Annotated in this window: 17 protein-coding genes; 13 read left to right on the top strand and 4 right to left on the bottom strand. The window is 29.7% G+C overall.

Annotated features, from left to right (window positions below):
• The 7 genes from RWL85_RS01355 to trxB all read left to right on the top strand — a co-directional run bounded on the left by RWL85_RS01355 (nt 1) and on the right by trxB (nt 5,931).
• On the top strand, nt 1-906 hold the full coding sequence (locus RWL85_RS01355; RefSeq protein WP_314084083.1) for a YihY/virulence factor BrkB family protein: 906 nt from the start codon (nt 1-3) through the stop codon (nt 904-906).
• A gap of 194 nt (nt 907-1,100) precedes the next feature.
• On the top strand, nt 1,101-1,589 hold the full coding sequence (gene msrA, locus RWL85_RS01350) for a peptide-methionine (S)-S-oxide reductase MsrA (RefSeq protein WP_314084081.1): 489 nt from the start codon (nt 1,101-1,103) through the stop codon (nt 1,587-1,589).
• Between the two features lie 78 nt (nt 1,590-1,667).
• On the top strand, nt 1,668-2,594 hold the full coding sequence (locus RWL85_RS01345; RefSeq protein ID WP_314084079.1) for a manganese-dependent inorganic pyrophosphatase: 927 nt from the start codon (nt 1,668-1,670) through the stop codon (nt 2,592-2,594).
• A 237-nt stretch (nt 2,595-2,831) separates the two neighbouring features.
• Nucleotides 2,832-3,224 carry a phage holin family protein gene (locus RWL85_RS01340; RefSeq protein WP_314084077.1) on the top strand — a complete coding sequence of 131 codons (393 nt, stop codon included), beginning with the start codon at nt 2,832-2,834 and terminating at the stop codon, nt 3,222-3,224.
• 14 nt (nt 3,225-3,238) lie between these two features.
• A complete protein-coding gene (gene hprK, locus RWL85_RS01335; RefSeq protein ID WP_314084076.1) occupies nt 3,239-4,183 on the top strand; it encodes an HPr(Ser) kinase/phosphatase in 945 nt (314 codons plus the stop codon).
• Between the two features lie 3 nt (nt 4,184-4,186).
• Nucleotides 4,187-4,990 carry a prolipoprotein diacylglyceryl transferase gene (gene lgt, locus RWL85_RS01330; RefSeq protein ID WP_314084075.1) on the top strand — a complete coding sequence of 268 codons (804 nt, stop codon included), beginning with the start codon at nt 4,187-4,189 and terminating at the stop codon, nt 4,988-4,990.
• A 17-nt stretch (nt 4,991-5,007) separates the two neighbouring features.
• Nucleotides 5,008-5,931: a thioredoxin-disulfide reductase gene (gene trxB / locus RWL85_RS01325; RefSeq protein WP_314084074.1), complete on the top strand. Its 924-nt coding sequence runs from the start codon at nt 5,008-5,010 to the stop codon at nt 5,929-5,931.
• A 74-nt stretch (nt 5,932-6,005) separates the two neighbouring features.
• Here trxB and RWL85_RS01320 read toward each other — a convergent pair whose 3' ends face one another.
• Together RWL85_RS01320 and RWL85_RS01315 are read right to left on the bottom strand one after the other, a co-directional pair.
• On the bottom strand, nt 6,006-8,342 hold the full coding sequence (locus tag RWL85_RS01320) for a hypothetical protein (protein WP_314084072.1): 2,337 nt from the start codon (nt 8,340-8,342) through the stop codon (nt 6,006-6,008).
• Between the two features lie 254 nt (nt 8,343-8,596).
• Complete coding sequence (locus RWL85_RS01315) at nt 8,597-10,000, bottom strand: amino acid permease (protein ID WP_314084069.1); 1,404 nt, start codon at nt 9,998-10,000, stop codon at nt 8,597-8,599.
• Nucleotides 10,001-10,371: 371 nt separating this feature from the next.
• Here RWL85_RS01315 and RWL85_RS01310 point away from each other — a divergent pair, with 371 nt between their 5' ends.
• Nucleotides 10,372-11,970 (top strand): ATP-binding protein, encoded by a 1,599-nt coding sequence (locus RWL85_RS01310; RefSeq protein WP_314084067.1) that lies wholly within the window; start codon nt 10,372-10,374, stop codon nt 11,968-11,970.
• Nucleotides 11,971-12,651, top strand: a complete 681-nt coding sequence (locus RWL85_RS01305) for a response regulator (protein ID WP_314084066.1) — start codon at nt 11,971-11,973, stop codon at nt 12,649-12,651.
• Nucleotides 12,652-12,756: 105 nt separating this feature from the next.
• Here RWL85_RS01305 and RWL85_RS01300 read toward each other — a convergent pair whose 3' ends face one another.
• Both RWL85_RS01300 and prmA read right to left on the bottom strand, forming a co-directional pair.
• Complete coding sequence (locus RWL85_RS01300; protein ID WP_314084064.1) at nt 12,757-13,767, bottom strand: hypothetical protein; 1,011 nt, start codon at nt 13,765-13,767, stop codon at nt 12,757-12,759.
• Nucleotides 13,768-13,890: 123 nt separating this feature from the next.
• Nucleotides 13,891-14,826, bottom strand: coding sequence for a 50S ribosomal protein L11 methyltransferase (prmA, locus tag RWL85_RS01295; protein WP_314084063.1), 936 nt, complete (start codon nt 14,824-14,826; stop codon nt 13,891-13,893).
• Nucleotides 14,827-15,223: 397 nt separating this feature from the next.
• Here prmA and RWL85_RS01290 point away from each other — a divergent pair, with 397 nt between their 5' ends.
• The 4 genes from RWL85_RS01290 (at nt 15,224) to gatA (ending at nt 18,968) form a co-directional block, all read left to right on the top strand.
• On the top strand, nt 15,224-15,640 hold the full coding sequence (locus RWL85_RS01290) for an Rrf2 family transcriptional regulator (RefSeq protein ID WP_314084062.1): 417 nt from the start codon (nt 15,224-15,226) through the stop codon (nt 15,638-15,640).
• Between the two features lie 3 nt (nt 15,641-15,643).
• Complete coding sequence (locus tag RWL85_RS01285; protein ID WP_314084059.1) at nt 15,644-16,645, top strand: NADP-dependent oxidoreductase; 1,002 nt, start codon at nt 15,644-15,646, stop codon at nt 16,643-16,645.
• Nucleotides 16,646-17,202: 557 nt separating this feature from the next.
• Nucleotides 17,203-17,493, top strand: coding sequence for an Asp-tRNA(Asn)/Glu-tRNA(Gln) amidotransferase subunit GatC (gatC, locus tag RWL85_RS01280; protein WP_314084057.1), 291 nt, complete (start codon nt 17,203-17,205; stop codon nt 17,491-17,493).
• 17 nt (nt 17,494-17,510) lie between these two features.
• A complete protein-coding gene (gene gatA, locus RWL85_RS01275; protein WP_314084054.1) occupies nt 17,511-18,968 on the top strand; it encodes an Asp-tRNA(Asn)/Glu-tRNA(Gln) amidotransferase subunit GatA in 1,458 nt (485 codons plus the stop codon).
• Nucleotides 18,969-18,978: the final 10 nt, after the last annotated feature.

Here is an 18,978-nt window from a genome sequence, read left to right as displayed (position 1 = left end):
ATGTTTATTCCAGAAAAAAATTATTCATTCTATGAAGAAAATCCTAGAGGAAAGTTAACTATCAGGAAATTCGCTAAAGAGATGTTTTATCGAATCATGTATGATGAAATATCACTGTTATCTGCGAATCTAAGTTATTATTTTATTTTATCATTATTTCCGATGTTAATTGTTGCGCTAGCTTTAACGCCGTATTTTAAAATTGACCAACAATTTTTACTAGAAAAAATACAAAGCTTTGCACCAGGAGACTTAGGCGATTACTTATTTAATATGATTACTGAAGTGTTAAATAATAAAAATAATAATACAATTATCACAGTGGGGATTGTTTTTACATTGTGGTCAGCATCAAATGGTATTTATGGAATAATTATCGCCTTTAACAACGCCTTTAGAGTTCGTGATGGAAGAATATGGATTATAACAAAATTAATTAGTATCGTATTTACAGTTTTATTCTTAGTAGGAATGTTTGTTGTATTAGCGCTAGTTGTATTTGGTAAACAACTTACATATTTATTATTCCATAAATTTAATTTAGACGAAGGATTCTATAACTTATGGTCATTTTTAAATTATAGTTTTCCTGTATTATTTACATTTATAGTATTTCTATTTCTGTATATAATGGGACCAAATCTAAAATTAAAAGCTATTAGTGTTTTCCCAGGAGCTATTTTTTCAACAATCTCTTGGACTATGATTAGTAGAATGTTTGGATACTATATTGATCATTTTTCAAGTTATATAAAAACTTATGGAACAATTGGAGCCTTAATGGCATTTATAATTTGGTTATATATAACTGGATATATATTAATTATCGGTGCTGAAATTAATGCGATATTTCATAATTATAGAGTTGAACATAGGGTATTTGAAGAAACACACACAACAGAATAAGAAGACTAATGAAAGTCGTAAATTTATAACAGGTACATTTTTGAATTGCACCTGTTTTTTATTTGAATCAGAAATATATACCAAAATTTAATAGTATGGCTATAATAAAGCATTATTATATTAAAAGTAGGTGTTTTATAGTATAATTATAGATAATAAATTCAGAAAGATGGATAGATAGAGAGGTTCATAAGATGGAAAAAGAAATTTATTTAGCAGGAGGATGCTTCTGGGGAGTTGAAGGTTACTTTTCACAGTTACAAGGAGTTCTTTATACGCGAGTAGGTTATAGCAATGGACAAACAGCTGAAACAACTTATCAAAATATAAAAAATACTGATCACGCTGAAGTAATTTACTTAAAATATAATAACGCAGTACTACCATTAAATGATGTATTACGTCATTATTTCAGAATTATTGATCCAGTAAGTATTAATAAACAAGGTGGAGACAGAGGTCGTCAATATCGAACAGGAATCTATTATGTTGATGAAGAAACAAAAGAAGAGGTAGAAAAATTTATTCAAGAACTTCAAAAAAATTATACTAAAAAAATCGCTGTAGAAGTTGAAGCGGTAAATAACTATATTGATGCAGAAGAATATCATCAAAAATACTTGGAAAAAAATCCAACAGGTTATTGCCATGTAGACTTAAGTTTAGCGAAAAAAAGCTTATAAAACTTAAAATAAATTTGAAATAATTACTAAAAAAAGGTAAAATATAAGTAAGTATAAATAAAAATAAGGAGCTAAAAAATGACAAATATTTTAATTTTTGGACATAAAAATCCAGATACTGATACAATTTGTTCATGTATCGTTTATAATAACTTAAAAAGATTACAAGGAATGGACACAGAAGCAGTAAGACTTGGTGAAATTAATGATGAAACTAAATATGCACTTGAATATTTTAACGTACATTTACCACGTTTAATTGATGGTGTTGAAGAAGGTCAAAATGTAATTCTTGTGGATCATAATGAATTCCAACAATCAGCTAACGGAATTGAAAAAGCAGTTATACGCGAAGTAATTGATCATCACCGTATTGCTAACTTTGAAACTGCAGGACCTTTATATTATCGTGCCGAACCACTTGGATGTACAGCAACAATTCTGAAAAAAATCTACGAAGAACAAAGCGTTCATATCGATAAACAAATGGCTGGATTAATGGTATCTGCAATTATCTCAGATTCATTATTATTCAAATCACCAACATGTACTTTACGTGATAAAATTGCTGCTGAAGAGTTAGCTGCTATTGCAGGTATCAACCTAGAAGAATATGGGCTTGCTATGCTAAAAGCTGGAGCTTCAACAACAGACAAAACAGCAGAAACACTAATTTCATTAGATGCTAAAGAGTTTGTCTTAGGAGAAGATAAATTAGTTGTAGCTCAAATCAACACAGTTGATGCTAACGAAGTAGCAGTTAGAAAAGAAGAATTAGAAGCGGCAATTAATGCAGAATTATCATCAAAAGGATTAGCAGCTTATGTATTTGTAATTACTAATATCTTAACTTCAGATTCAGAAGTGTTAGTATTAGGTGAAAAACAAGATAAAGTTGCTGCAGCTTTTGGAAAAACTCTTGAAAACGATTTCATGACACTTGAAGGTGTTGTATCTCGTAAAAAACAAGTAGTTCCTCAAATCACAGAAGAGTTTTCAAAATAATTACCAAAAATTTAGTTTAAGAAAGCTCTGACCCAAAAATCCTAGATTTTAAAAAAGTTTACAAGAAATCTCATAGACGCAGTGGTTTATTGATATTTAAATTCGCTTTTAAAAAGCTTTTTAGCTATCTAATAAACTGTGCGGGGGTGACTCTACAAAATCAATTTCTACGAAATCATGATTTTTGAGTCACTCCCTTCTAATTTATATAACAAATTTAAGAGGGAAAGGAAAAATATGTCAACATTAAAAACAATATATTGGCCCTTTTTGAAAAAGGTTATAATAAACACATTAGTAGTAATAGCATTTGCAGGGTTAACACATGGTAAATTAAAAATTGATCATCCCTTATACGGTTTTTTAGGTGCTTTGCTTATTACAATTTTGTTTACATTAATTCGACCATTATTACTATTAACAGTAATAATAACAATATTCAGTTTGGGACTATTTTCATTACTAGTAAGGGTATTATTAGTATATTCGGTTTCCTATATATTGTCACCACATTTTGAAATAGCTTCATTTTGGACAGCAGTTTGCTTGATTATAACTATAAAGCTTTTCAATTTTATATTTAAAACAGATGAAAGAACAATAATAATAAAAACATTTAAAATGAAATAAAAGGAAAAACAATTATGTCAAAAATTACAACAAGAGAGCTTGTAGAAAAATTAAATTTAGAAGTAATTAGTGGCGAAAAAGGTTTAGATAGAGAAATTACAACGGATGAGCTTTCTCGTCCAGCATTACAACTTGCAGGGTACTTCTCTCACTATTCTCCACAAAGAATTCAAATACTAGGAACAAGTGAATTGTCATTTTTTAAACTTATTCCAGACATTGAGAAAAAATCAAGAATGCGTATGTTATGTACAAGAATTACTCCTTGTATAATCATTTCACGTGATCTTGAGGTTCCTAAAGAACTACAAGAAGCAGCAAATAAATATGATACCCCCGTTTTAAGATGTAATCAAGATACAACAAAACTAATGGGGAATATATCAAATCATCTTAGAAAAGTATTTGCTCCTACAACTTCAGTTCATGGAGTATTTATTGAAGTATATGGTATCGGAGTATTATTAACAGGAGAAAGCGGTATTGGTAAAAGTGAAATTGCACTTGAGCTAATTAAACGAGGTCACCGTTTAGTTGCTGACGATAGAGTAGATATTAGAGAAATAGAAAAAGGATTCCTAATTGGAAGTTGTGAATCTACCTTAATTAAGCATTTATTAGAAATCAGAGGGCTAGGTATTATTAATGTTATGACATTATTCGGTACTGGTGCTGTACGTAGTGATAAACGACTACAATTAAATGTTCATCTAGAAACGTGGAATGATCAAAAACAATATGATCGAATTGGATTGGGAGATGAACATAGAGAAATTTTAAATTCTAAAATAGAGAAAAAAACAATTCCTGTAAGACCAGGTCGTAACGTAGCGATAATTATAGAATCTGCTGCAATGAACTACAGATTAAATCAAATGGGAATAAACACAGCTAAAGAGTTTACAACAAAATTAGCAGAAGAAATTAAACGAAATAATAAGAATAATGAGGAGAAATAATAAATGATTTTAGGTTTTTTAGATCCAGTAGCTTTTTATTTATTCACTAAACCAGTTTATTGGTATGGAATAATCATTGCTACAACAGTACTATTTGCTTATTTACTAGCTGATAAAGAAGCGACGAAGCGTGGATTAAAACAAGATACAATGCTAGATTTGCTTTTACTTGCATTACCGATAGCCTTCATCTTTGCACGTGCATATTACGTAATATTTAGATGGGAACACTATGCAGGAGATTTTGGAAAAATGGTAGCCATCTGGGATGGTGGAATAGCTATCTATGGTGGATTAATAGGCGGATTTATAGTTTTGTATTTCTTTGCAAGAAAAAAAGAAATTAAAATTATCAAACTTTTAGATATAATTGCACCAAGCTTATTGGTAGGGCAAATGTTTGGACGCTGGGGTAACTTCTTTAATCATGAAGCATATGGTGAAATAGTTACTAAACAATATTTAGAAGATAGATTCATACCGAATTTTATTATAGAAAACATGTATATTGATGGAGCTTATCGCCAACCAACATTTCTATACGAAAGTTTATGGTGTTTCATCGCACTAGTAATACTACTTTTAATTAGAAACAAACTGGCTCAAAGTGAGGTATTTGCAGCATATCTAATCTTATATGGTGTAGAAAGATTCATAGTTGAAGGAATGAGAACAGATTCTTTATATCTTGGAAGCTTAAGAGTTTCTCAAGTTCTTTCACTAGTATTTGTAGTAGGAAGTCTGATATACTTAATAGTGCTAAATACAAAATATAAAAATAAAAAGATTTTGTATAAAGAATCATAAAAGAGAAGGTGGAAAATATGTCAGAAAAAATTTATGACCTAATTATAGTTGGAGCAGGTCCAGCAGGGATGACATCTTCAATATACGCATCACGTGCGAACATGTCAGTCCTAATGCTAGAAAGAAAATTCCCAGGTGGACAAATGTTGTCAACTGAAGAGATTGAAAACTATACAGGATATGAAATGGTAACTGGTCCAGAATTATCAGAAAAAATGTTTGAACACTCTAAGAAATTTGGGACAGAATTTGCATTTGGAAATATTACTAAAGTAGGAACAAAAGACAATCTTAAGTTTGTCGTTGCCGGCGAAAAAGAATATATTGCCAAAGCTATTGTTATAGCAACAGGTTCAGAACATAGAAACTTAGATGTCCCAGGAGAAGAGCAATTTTCAGGAAAAGGTGTAAGTTACTGTGCAGTATGTGACGGAGCTTTCTTTAGAAATAAAGAAGTAGTAGTTATAGGTGGAGGAGATTCAGCTGTAGAAGAAGCACTTTATCTTTCAAACCTAGCTGCAAAAGTAACAATAGTACACAGACGTGATGAACTTCGCGCACAAAAAATCTTACAAGATAGAGCGTTCGCTAAAGAAAATATTGAATTTGTTTGGGACAGTGTAGCTTATGAAATTAAAGGTGAGAGAAAAGTTTCATCTATAGAAATAAGAAACGTAAAAACTGGAGAAGAAAGCTCTATTCCGGCGGATGGGGTGTTTATCTATGTGGGCATGTTACCACAAACACAAGACTTCAGAGATCTAGGGATTACAAATGACGCTGGATATATTCCAACTAATGAAAGATTGGAAACAGCAGTACCAGGAATTTTTGCTGCAGGAGATGTACGAGAAAAAGAAATTCGTCAAGTTATAACAGCAGCTTCTGATGGAGCAATAGCTGCACAAAGTGCATATAACTATGTAGAAGGACTAAAATAATAGTAAAAGAAGAGAGATTTTTTAACCTCTCTTCTTTTTTATAGCTAAATCTCTTAAAGTTAAATAACTTTTAATTATCCTTTAAAGTCAAAAATGCTCTTACGTTTACCGAAGTCAAATTTCATATGATTATTAGAGTTAACCATTTTATCTCTAAAGTCATTTACAGGGATTTCTTCATTTTTACTTGAAGGGAAGGATCTCTTATAAACTTTAGAATTTGTTTCTCCATCAAAATCAAAAGCATCAGTTTTTTCAAGTGTTAATCCATTATTAGTTAGTTTATAGAAAGTATAACCATGTACTTTTGCACCACCAGAGCCATAAACTTGGAAAATTTTATCCTTAGTTATAGAAAGTCTTGTTCTCTCTCCATTAACATATTCTGGAGTAATACGCACAACCTTATTATCTTTGTCAAGTGTATATACATCCATTGGACTATATTCATTAGGTTTCTCTTTATCAAATTCTGTAAATAATAATAGCTCATCTATACCATCACCATTAACATCATAAAATCCATAATTTAGGAAATTTTTACCAACTTGTTTTTCACCGTAAACTTTGTAATTACTTATAGCAACAGTATTTACACCTTTTGTATCAGGTTTATCATTGCTTAAAGCATCTTTATATGGTTTCAGAATACTAGCATAAGCAGCTTCATAATTATCAGGTTTTTTACGTTGGTTATTGTCTTTATTATTATTATTATCGTTATCAGTATTATTACCAAAGTTTAATACTGAATGCCAGTCTTCTGAGTCAAATTGAATAACATCAGGGAATGGTACTGCTTCATTAAATGCTTTTTTAGAATCATATTCTTTTCCTGTCATTTGATCCTTATATTTACTATTATCGACGTCTAAGCCAGTGAAGGTAATGACAGCAGATTTCTCAAGTTTATTACCATTATCTGTAAATTTCAAGAAATTATATTCACCGGAATCTTTATCAAACTTTCTAATTCTAACAGTTTTATCTGTAAATACAGCAGAACCAGAATTATTAGAACCACCATCAACACCAAGTCTATCTAGAATTGAAATATCTATAGTTTCAGGATTAAATAATCTAATTACTTCTTTTTTCTTATTAAATGTGTAAATATCAAAAGGATTATTAGGTTTATCACTTCTTGAAATAAGAAGTTCTTTTCTGCCATTTCCATCTATGTCATAAAATAAGTATTTGATATAATCATCATTTTTCTTTTCTTTAAGTGCTGCTTTAAGTGCTTGAACATTAATAGAACTATCAGCACTCTCCAGATTGTTAATTGCATCTTTATATTTTTGAATAACAGCACCGTAGACTTCATTTTCATTAACTACTTTAGATTTTTTGTACTTGTTAAAATAATAATATCCTCCACCAGCTAGAAGTATAAGTGCTAGTAGGAAACATAAAGTTGCGATTAACTTACCTTTTCCTTTTTCCTTATTTCTTGAAGATTTTTTTGGTGTTTTATTTTTGTTAATAATAGGTGGGATAGGTGGAATATTTTGGTTATTTATGTCGTTATAATTTCCATTATTTTGAGTGTTTATTTGTTCAACATTTTGATTAAATTGTTGAGTACCACCTTGTCCAAAACTATTAATTTGTTGATTCCTTTGATGTGTATTATTTACTTCATTCGCATATAGTTTCTGAGAATTTAGTTGATTAGAGTTATTCAAATCTTGTCTATTATTTTTTTTCTCTAAATTTAGAGAATCATCTCTCTCATGATTTACGAAGTTTATGTTGTTACTTTGAGAAACATCATTATAATTTTTTTCATATTTCACAGTATTTACTTCGTTAGTAGATTTAGCCTTAGGTTCTGAATAATTATTAACTTTTTCTTGTTTTAATATTTTACTAGTATTTTGATTATTGAGATTTTCTACATTTGTATTTACATTATTATTGCTAAATTGCTGAGATTGATTTTGGTTGTTGTAGCCATAATTCTGATTTTGTCCTTGATTACTGTATTCATATCCTTGATTATAACCTTGATTATTGTATGTATAATTTTGACTATCATAATTATAATTTTGATTATTACCCTGATTATAATTATTGTAGTAATTATTAGTGTTTTGATAATTATAATCGTAATTTTGGTTATAATTATCGTAATATTGATTTTCGGCTGCATTGTCTGGATTATAATATTGATTGTAATTACTATAGTCTTGACTATTATTATATTGATTATAATCATAATAATTTTGGTTATAGTTGCTGTAATTCTGACTACTGTCTACACTACCATTCTGATTTTCATAATTATAATTATATTGAGTATTATTTTGGTAATATTCATTATAATTTTGTTCACCATTTTGATTATAACTATTATAATTAGTGTTCTGATTATAGTTTTTATTAGGTGAATTATTATTTTTATTCATAAACAGATCTCCTTAATTCCTTGTTATAAATATTATATGAATAATTTAAAAGAAAATCAAGAAGATACCTTAAAAGTATTAATTTTTAAAAATTTTAAATAGATATTTAATAATCGAATTATAAGAGATTTTTTGATATCAATAAACTGTGAGGGGAGACTCGATAAAATCAATTTCTATGAATTTGCTATTTTTAAGAGTTGCTATAACAAAAAAATAAGTCTGAGAAATAGATCTCAGACTCATTTAAATAATTATTTATTATTTTTTTTAGCTAAGTATGGCATGATTAATCCTAATGAAAGTAGAACAATTGGAGTTGTAATGTTCATAATTGTTTGGAAAGTACTTTCTGGAGTATACATACCAGAAATACAAGCAAATGCAGTTAAGAAGAAGCACCATGCACCTAGTCCCATACCAACAAATTTATTCTTAACAAATTTGTACTCAGATTGGAATTTCTCAGCTGATTTTTTCAAGAAGATGTATGCAGCGAATACCCATAGATAACGTAATGGCATAGTAACTGCGTTAAGTTTAACCAACCATCTGAATAAATCATTAACTTCTTTAATACCAAACATAGGAATAATTAATAAGATAGAAACGATAACTCCTACAAGTTTTAATCCATTAACATATACATCATTTGCATTCTTAACTAATAGTTTTTTCGGAATATATTTTTCATCTGCGCTACTTAGTAACATACGAAGTGGAGCATCGATAGAAATAATTACCACAGAAATTTGTCCAATTAAATCAACAATAGCATAGATTACTAAGAATAAGTTACCAACTCCGTAGTAATTACCTAAAGTTTGGAATGCATAGTAAGTTCCGTTTGTAAGTAGGTCTTTAGGAATATTATTTGTATCAAACATTAAAGCCAGTGCAAAAGTCCCAAGAATTGCAGTTGTACAAACCATAATAACTAAAGCAATCATTCCACGAGGGAAATCTCTTGATGGATTTTTCATTTTATTAACATAAGGAGAAATCTTCTCACAGCCACCGACCGCAAAGACTAGTATCGCAATCGAGGTAATGTATTTCACATCGAATGTTGGCATGAAAGTATCCAATGACCAATCGATTTTATATGTTTTTGCTCCAGTAATAGATGGTGCAGTGATAGCCATAACTACAAATAATAATGACATAATGAACATTGAAGAACCAGCTAACATAGCCATCTTTTTAATAAAATTAACCCCACGAGCAGCTAAGAATAAAGCTACTAAGAATATAACTAGTGAAGCAATTTGTAAATATGTGATATTCATTTTGCTAATACGATTATCACGAAATACCGCCCAGCTAAATGCAGCGATAATACGAGATGGTTTTTGAGAAATGTAAGGCATATGTACAACCCACATTGTCCATCCAGTATAATAAGCAAGTAGCTTTCCATGTGTTGAACTTATCCAAGAACTAACACCACCACCCGCATCTTTAAAAGTAGAACCTAGTTCACCAACGATTAATGAATACGGAATAAAGTAAATTACAAAAATTAAAATCCAAGAAACTATAGATTTTAAACCACCGAATTCAGAGTATCCATTAACAACATTCCCAAAGGCCCAAACCGTTGAAAACGCCATGAATGCTAGAGTATACCAAAATATTTTTTTTGCATCTCTCTCCATAGAAAACCTCCTAAAATATAACTAATAACTGCAAAATTGCATTAATAAAATACTAGCATAGTATACATAATTATTCAAGTAAAAATAAAATAAATTAGATTAAAATTTTTTTATGAGATAAATAAAATAATAATATATATAATTTTGTGGAAATATTTTCTATCAATATTAATTATATTTAAAATAGAGATGTTAATATTGAATTATAAAATAATGTAAATTTACATTTTTGAAATATATTTACATATAATCATTAAATTTATATTATCGATATCGTTTTATTGTACTTCAGGCTTGAAATACTAATGATTTTCCTTTATAATGAACAATAATAAGTGAAAGTTTTTGAAAAGTTGAGGAGTGATAGAACTTTGAAAAAAAGGCAGCGTACATTAACTAGATTAATGTTGATAATGACTAGTTTAGTAGTTGTTTCTCTATTAATTACCTCTTTTTTTGTTAGAGAATATATAAAAAAGAGAGAAGATGAGATAATTCGACAAAAAATCTATTCAACTGCAAAATTAATTTCGAATGACAAAGGTGTAATAGATGAACTTAAGCAGCGTAAGATTTCAAAACAGATGCAAGAATTTACGAATCGAGTAATGGAAGAGACAGGGACCGATTTTATCGTTATAACTGATGATACGTTTACAAGATATACACATCCAAATGATGAATTTATCGGTGAAAAATTTTCTAGTATAGAAGACGCAAGTTCAACATTTACAATAGGTGACCATTTTAGTAAACAAAGTGGTCAATTTGGAGAAGGATTACGTTTCTTCACAGCAATAAAAGATGAATTTGGAAATAATATTGGTGTAGTATGTGTTGGTTATACTAAAGAAACTGTAAAAAAACAGATATTGCATTCACAAGAGAAAATTTTCCTTGCCTTATTAATAGGAGTTGGATTTGCAGTAGGTCTTGCCATAATGTATAATAGAAAACTAAAAAAAATATTATTGAATTATGAACCAGAAGAGATTGCTTATAATTATATCGAGAAGAATTTAATTTCAGATCATGTTTCTGAAGGAATTATTGGAATTGATATTAACAAAAAAATTATTGTTAAGAACAATAGCGCGAACCAGATTTTAGATAAAGCAGGTCTTTCAAAAATTAAAAAAGGTGAGCAAATTCCCGATGATATGTACGAACTATTCTTCAAGAGTATCTTAGAAAAAAATAAGAGTAGTCGTGATGAATTAATTTTATTAAATCATATAGAAGCTTTAATAAATAGAAATCCAATATATCAAGATGGTAAATTATATGGTGCAGTGGTAACACTTCGAGATCAAAGTGAAATGAAAAAACTAATTACAGAACTTAGTGGAACTGAAAAATATAATGACAGTTTAAGAGAACAAAGCCATCATTTTATGAATAAACTTCATGTATTGCATGGATTAATCGAAATGAAGTCATATGATGAAGTAGAGAAATTTATTACATATCTAAAAGACGATTATCATGAAAAAATTGGACATATTTCAGAGAATATTAAAGTACCAGCAATAGCAGGATTTCTATTAGCAAAAGTTAGAGAAGCTAAACAAAAAAATATAGCATTATTAATAGATCCAGATTCAATGATATTGAATAAAGATGGTCTAGATGAACTTTATAATGAACTTTTAATTATCCTAGGAGTTTTAATAGACAATTCCATGGAGTCTATCGCTAATAAGGAAGATGGTAAAGTTGTTGTTTATTTATACTTAAATACTGAAGAAAATATTCTACTTTGCAGTGTTTATGACAACGGTGAGGGTATAAGTAAAGATATAATTGAGAATGTCTTTGAAAGAGGATATTCAACAAAAGGAGAGAATAGGGGATACGGTCTAAATGCTGTTGATACTATTGTTAAAAAGTATAATGGACTTATAGACATTGAAAGTGAAGTAGGTAAAACGAAATTTATAATTGAAATACCAATTGAGGAGGTACATTAATTGAAAGTACTAATAATAGAAGATGATCCAATGGTAGCGATGATTCACAAAGAATATTTTAAAAGAAAAGAACATAACTTTGGGATTTCTCATGTTACATCATTAGAAGATGCAAAGAAATTTTTAGAGAATAATGAAATAGATTTAATTGTATTGGATAATTATTTAACAGATGGTCAAGGAATAGACTTTTTACCCGAACTAAAAGGATTCCCAATTATTATGATTACTGCAGCTAATGATATACAAACAGTAGAAGCTGCATTATCTAATGGAGTAGTTGATTATTTGGTTAAACCATTTACATATGAAAGATTTTCTCAAGCAATCGACAAAGTTCACGATTATGTAACTTTATTATCAAAAGAGAAAATTAATCAAGATTTAATAGACGAGTACTTAAATTCTGGAAGAGTAGAAGAAAACGAAGACAGCTTGCCTAAAGGACTTTCTAGAATAACATTGAAAAAAGTACTAGAAGCTATTCAACAACACAACGAAGGATTTACAACACAACAAATAGCAGACGAGCTAGATATTTCTAGGATTACTATTAGAAAATATTTAAATCATCTAGTTAGTATAAATATTCTAAGTGAAGATGCTGAGTACTATACATCTGGAAGACCAGTATCAGTATTCACACTTATTGAACGAAACAAATTAGAAAAAATGCTTTAAAAAAATTCGAAATATATCATCATTATCATAAGAAAAAGCTATCAAAGTCCAAGAGTTTTTGATAGCTTTTTTTGTTAAAGGCTTTAGTCAGTTGAGGAGGTGGAGTTAGTCGTTAATTTTATATTTACCAGATAAATAGTTGTTGGTATTTTTATATTCAGCTATTGTTTTATTAATTTTGTCCATATCTTCTTTTTTGAATGTTTCTTGAATTTCTTTGTAGGTTACTTTTTTGAACAATTTAAAATCCCGTTGTCCTACAGGTTTATCATAATCAATAACTTTAATTTCAATTCCATTATCAATACGACGAACCAACATATTACTTCCTAATGTACCAAAACTTGTTAAGTATCCTCCATTTTTCTCTTCCATTGTAAAATACGTATCAGGTTTTAGTGTTTCAACATGAGAATCTGTAGAATTATGAACATAAGCTCTACCGATTAATGCAAGTTGAGAATTTGTAAATTGAGATATAGATTCTTCTTTCTTTTGTTCTACAGGCTTAGATGAGTTTTTTTCTTCTGTAGTATTTTTCTTCAGAAGCGGAATAATATTAGATATGGGTTTGTTGGTATATTTTGAATAGCTGTACGCACTTCCAATGGTAATTAGTCCGAAGATTAAAATACTAGAAAAAACTGGAATAAATTTACTTTTCTTTTTCTTATTAAGGTTTAAGGAATTATTGTTTGAAACTTGTTCATTGTATTGAGTATTAATATTCTGGTAACCAGCATAGTTTTGATATTGTTGATTATAGCCTTGTTGACCATTTACGTTAGTGTAGTTTTGGTATTGCTGATTATTTGTTGAGCCTGAGTAATTTTGATACTGTTGATAATTGTACTGTTGATTAGTATGATTATATTGATTATTATTTTGATAATTTTGATTTGAATAATCGTACTGCTGGTTATTTTGATATTGCTGATTAGAGTTATTATAATTTTGATAATATTGATTAAAATCTTCTTGATAACCTTGATTATTATAATTCTGTTGTTGGTTATTATAGCTATTTTGAGAGTTGTAATCATTTTGATTATAGTTACTATAATTTTGATTATTATTATTATTATTATTATTTGGTTTTGTATTATTATTACTCATAAAATCTCTCCTCATAAAGTATTTTCATTACTATTATAAAATAAATTTAATGCATTTTAAAGTATAACAAGAAAAACTCTTGATTATATATTTACTTTATATAAAACCAAGAGTTTTTAAATATTATTTAGTTACTACGAAAGAATACCATCCGTTATCAGAAGTTTCTTCAACAAGTTTAAAGCCGCGTTCTAACATTTTTTCAAGAAGCTCATCTTTTTTATCTTCGATAATACCAGAAGTGATGTAGTAACCACCATTTTCTAATAAGTTATACGCATCATCAAGCATAAGTTCGATGATATGAGCAAGAATGTTCGCTACAATAATGTTGTATTTTTTAGTTTCTTTTGTAAGAAGGCTAGCTTGATCAACCTCGATTCTTTTCTCAAGATTATTTAACGCGAAGTTCTCAAAAGAAACATCAACAGCAAGTTTATCTAAGTCAACAGCTTTAATATTACCGTCAGTTAAATAACTAGCTGCGATACTTAAAATACCACTACCGCAACCCACATCTATAACATTATCATTTCTTTGTACATATTTTTCAAGATTTTTAATACATAAAGAAGTAGTTTCATGACCACCAGTACCAAAAGCCATACCAGGATCAATGTTTATAATATATTTATCTTCAGTATTTTCATATTCACGCCATGTAGGTACAATAACGAATTTTTCACCGATATTAAGAATATCGAAATAATCTTTCCAAGAATTTTCCCAATCGCTATCTTGAATAATAGTAGTCTCAATTTTGAAGAAATCTCCAATGTTGATATTTTCACCTAAAGCAAGAAGCTCAGCTTCAAAACGCTTGAAAGTTTCTTCATCAAAATTTAGCTCATTAATGTATCCTTTAACGATAACTCCGACTTCTGGATAATCGGCAGGACTAAGCTCAACGATAGTACCGAAATCATCATGTAAGTTCTCCTCAAGAGTAGTAGGATCTTCGATGGCAACTCCAGTTGAACCATAATCAAGAAGAATAGACTCAACTATTTCACTAGCTTCATTAGTAGTATGAATTGTAATTTCAACCCAATTTTCCATTATATACCTCACAAATGTTTTATTTTTACATATTAACTAGAGTATTCTAGTAATCTACATACCTACACATATTATACTATTTTCTATATTTAAGCAACTGAAAAGGTGGAGTAGTTGCTAATATTTCGAGTGTAGAATACATGAAGAAATATTTTCCAAGAAAAAGAAACTAAAAATTTGTAATGAAATAAGAAATTAGAAAATATGTACGATAAGTATGAAGTGGCTTATCTCTATAGTTGAGGTATAAAGTCACTTTTATAAATAGTTTTTAAAAAAATTAAAAAGTAGTTGACATAAGCTAAATTCAATGTTAAACTTATACTTGTACCTGATACGAGAACAAGTTAAAAGATTATAATTGGATGATTTAAAAAAAGAGATTAAAGGAGAAAATATGGATACAAAATTTTCAGTAGCATTACACATACTAATATATATTTCAGAAACAGATAAAGTAGTTTCTTCGGAGCTACTAGCACAAAGTGTTAATACTAATAGCAGCCACATAAGAAAAATTATAGCGCTTCTAAAAAAAGGCGGTTTAATAGAAAGCCAACAGGGAAAAACTGGAATAAAATTGGCAAAAGAGCCTAAAGACATTACATTATCAGAAATTTATCAAATCATTTATCCTGAAAAATATTTAGTAAATATCCATGAAGGAGCCAATAAAGAATGCCCAATTGGTTTTAATATCGAAAATTTATTACAGCCAGTATTTAATGAAGCACAAGAAGCTTTTTATAAAAAACTTGAAAGTAAAACATTAGAAAAATTAATTAAAGAATTATACATAATTGGAGAAAAATAAACAATGAAAGCAGCAGTACATACAAAATATAATAAAAATAATATAGAACTTGAAATTAGAGATGTAGCAGTACCTACAATAAATGAAAATGAAGTGTTGGTAAAAGTTACAGCAGTAGGAGTAAATCCACTAGATAATATGATTTCGCGAGGTGAAGTGAAGATTATCGTACCTTATACACTTCCACAAGTTGCTGGGAATGAAGTAGTAGGTATTATCGAACAAAAAGGAAGTAATGTAGCTAATTTTGAAATTGGAGATAGAGTATTCTCTAGATTACCATTAGAGAAAATCGGAGCTTTTGCAGAGTATGTAGCTATTAACCAAGATGCAATCGCTAAAGTACCAGATTATCTAACTGATGAAGAAGCAGCAGCCGTTCCATTAACAGCATTAACAATTATGCAAGCTTTAGAACTTATGGGAGCAGAATCAGGAAAAACAATCTTCATCTCAGGTGGAACAGGTGGAGTAGGAGGTATGGCTATTCCAATCGCTAAAGCAAAAGGTCTGACAGTAATCACTAATGGTAGTGTAGAAAACAAAGAACGTGTTGAAAAATTAGGTGTTGATCAATTCATCGACTATAAAACAACAGATTACACTAAAGTATTAAGAGACGTTGATTATGTCCTTGATACTTTAGGTGGAGCAGAAACAGAAAAACAAATGACTATTATGAAATCTGGAGGTAAATTAGTGTCACTAAGAGCGATGCCAAATGGAAGTTTCGCTAAACGTATGAATTTAGCTTGGTGGAAACAATTTATCCTAGGATTAGCTGGAAGAAAATTTGATAAAATGGCGAATAAATATGGAGTATCGTATGATTTCATCTTCGTAGAATCAAATGGGAAGCAACTTCAAGAAGTAGTTGACATTTTCACAAAATTAGAAATTAAACCATCAATAGAAACAGTATTTGACTTTAAAGAAGTAAATAAAGCATTAGATAAAGTAGCGAATGGACGTTCAAGAGGTAAAACAGTTTTAAGTTTTAAATAATATAAAAATGTATAAATAACAAGAGAAGGATGCGACTAGAAAATTATGGTTTCTTAGTAATCAATTTTTCATAGTCGTTCTTTTTATTTCAAAATATCAACAAACAAAATAAAGTTAGGAGACAATCATGTCATATAAAAAAATATATATCCAACCTAGAGCGATTAGAAAATTCAATTATAAAAAGCAATAATTCTTCACTCACTCTAACATTTTTTGCAAAATCCTTGACAATGACGGTAGTTTAGTATAATATAGACTAAGTAAACTGTAATATAAAATATTAGTAAAGAGACTTTTATTTCATGTTTTTTTAAAAGAGAGTTTAATCCCCAGGCTGAAAGATTAAATAATAATGATTGAAATAAGCAACACTTTTTATAAAACCGAATATATATTGAAAGGTATCAGGAAACTGATATGAATTCGGGTGGCACCACGAAACTAGTAATCGTCCCATGTAGTTAAATAACTATAGGGGGCGTTTTTTTATTTCAAAATATAAGAGGTTATAACTAATATTAGTAGTTAAAATAGACAAAAATATGGAGGAACTTATGACAACAATTACAAAAGAACAAGTAGCTCACATCGCTCATCTTTCTAGATTAGAAATTCAAGAAAATGAAGTAGATGGATACATCGAAAAATTAGAGAAAGTTGTAGATTTATTCAATACAATCAACAGTGCACCAACAGAAAATGTAAAACCAACTTATCACGTTCTAGACTTAGTTAATGTATTTAGAGAAGACGTAGCTCATGATGGAATAGATAGAGAAGAAGTTCTTAAAAACTCTAAAGAAACAGAAGCAGGACAATTCAAAGTACCTACTATTATTGAATAAAATAAGGAGATAATTTAATGAGTTTATTACATGAATCAATTGAAAGTTTAGAACTTAAACTTAAAAATAAAGAAATTAAACCAAGTGATTTAGTAAAAGAATCACTAGACAGAATTAAAGCTACTGATGAAAAAGTAGGTTCATTCATTACAGTAACTGAAGAAGTAGCATTAAAACAAGCTGAAGCTTTAGACCGTGCTCAAGAAGAAGGACGCGCTGAAGGTAAATTATTCGGTATCCCAATGGGAATCAAAGATAACATCGTTACAAAAGACATTCAAACTACTTGTGCATCAAAAATCTTAGAAGGATTCAATCCAATTTACGATGCAACAGTAATGAATAAACTTAACAAAGAAAACCCAATCCTTTTAGGGAAATTAAATATGGACGAGTTCGCAATGGGTGGTTCTACAGAAACATCTTACTACAAATTAACTCGTAACCCTCATGACTTAGATGCGGTGCCAGGAGGATCAAGTGGTGGTTCAGCTACAGCAGTAGCAGCAGGACAAGTTAGCTTCACTCTAGGTAGTGACACAGGTGGTTCTGTACGTCAACCAGCTTCATACTGTGGTGTGGTTGGATTAAAACCAACATACGGACGTGTATCGCGTTTTGGATTAGTAGCATTCGCTTCATCATTAGACCAAATTGGACCAATGACTCGTACAGTTAAAGATAACGCTCGTGTATTAGAAATCATCTCAGGATTAGATGCCAACGACATGACTAGTGCACCTGTAGAAGTACCAGAATTCAGTAAAATCATCACTGGAGACATCAAAGGTAAGAAAATCGCTCTTCCTAAAGAATACTTCGGTGCTGGAATTGATGAAGAAGTTAAACAAGCAGTACTTGAAGGTGTTAAATACTTAGAAAGTCAAGGAGCTATAGTAGAAGAAGTAAGTCTTCCAAACACAGACTACGCTATCTCAACTTACTACATTATCGCATCTGCTGAAGCAAGTTCAAACCTTTCTCGTTTTGATGGTATTCGTTACGGATTTAGAAGTCCAAACGCAACAAACCTGGAAGAAATCTACAAAAAAACACGTGGAGAAGGATTTGGAGCTGAGGTTAAACGCCGTATCATGTTAGGAACATACGTACTATCTTCAGGATACTACGATGCATACTACAAAAAAGCACAACAAGTTCGTACATTAATTAAACAAGACTTTGATAGAGTATTCGAAGAATACGATGTAATCATTGGACCAACTGCTCCAACAGTAGCATTCAACATAGGAGAAGAAGTAGGAGATCCAATTAAAATCTACGCTAACGATATCTTAACAATCCCAGTAAACATGGCTGGATTACCAGGTATCAGTATTCCATGTGGATTCAAAGGTAACCGTCCAATTGGTATGCAAATTATTGCTAAACCATTCGCAGAATCTACACTATACGATGTAGCGTACAACTTCGAACAACACTACAACTTACACGATAAAAAAATAGAATTATAATAGGAGAAAC

The organism is uncultured Gemella sp., assembly GCF_963515875.1.
GTDB lineage: Bacteria > Bacillota > Bacilli > Staphylococcales > Gemellaceae > Gemella.
This window is presented reverse-complemented; position numbering and strand designations above follow the sequence as displayed.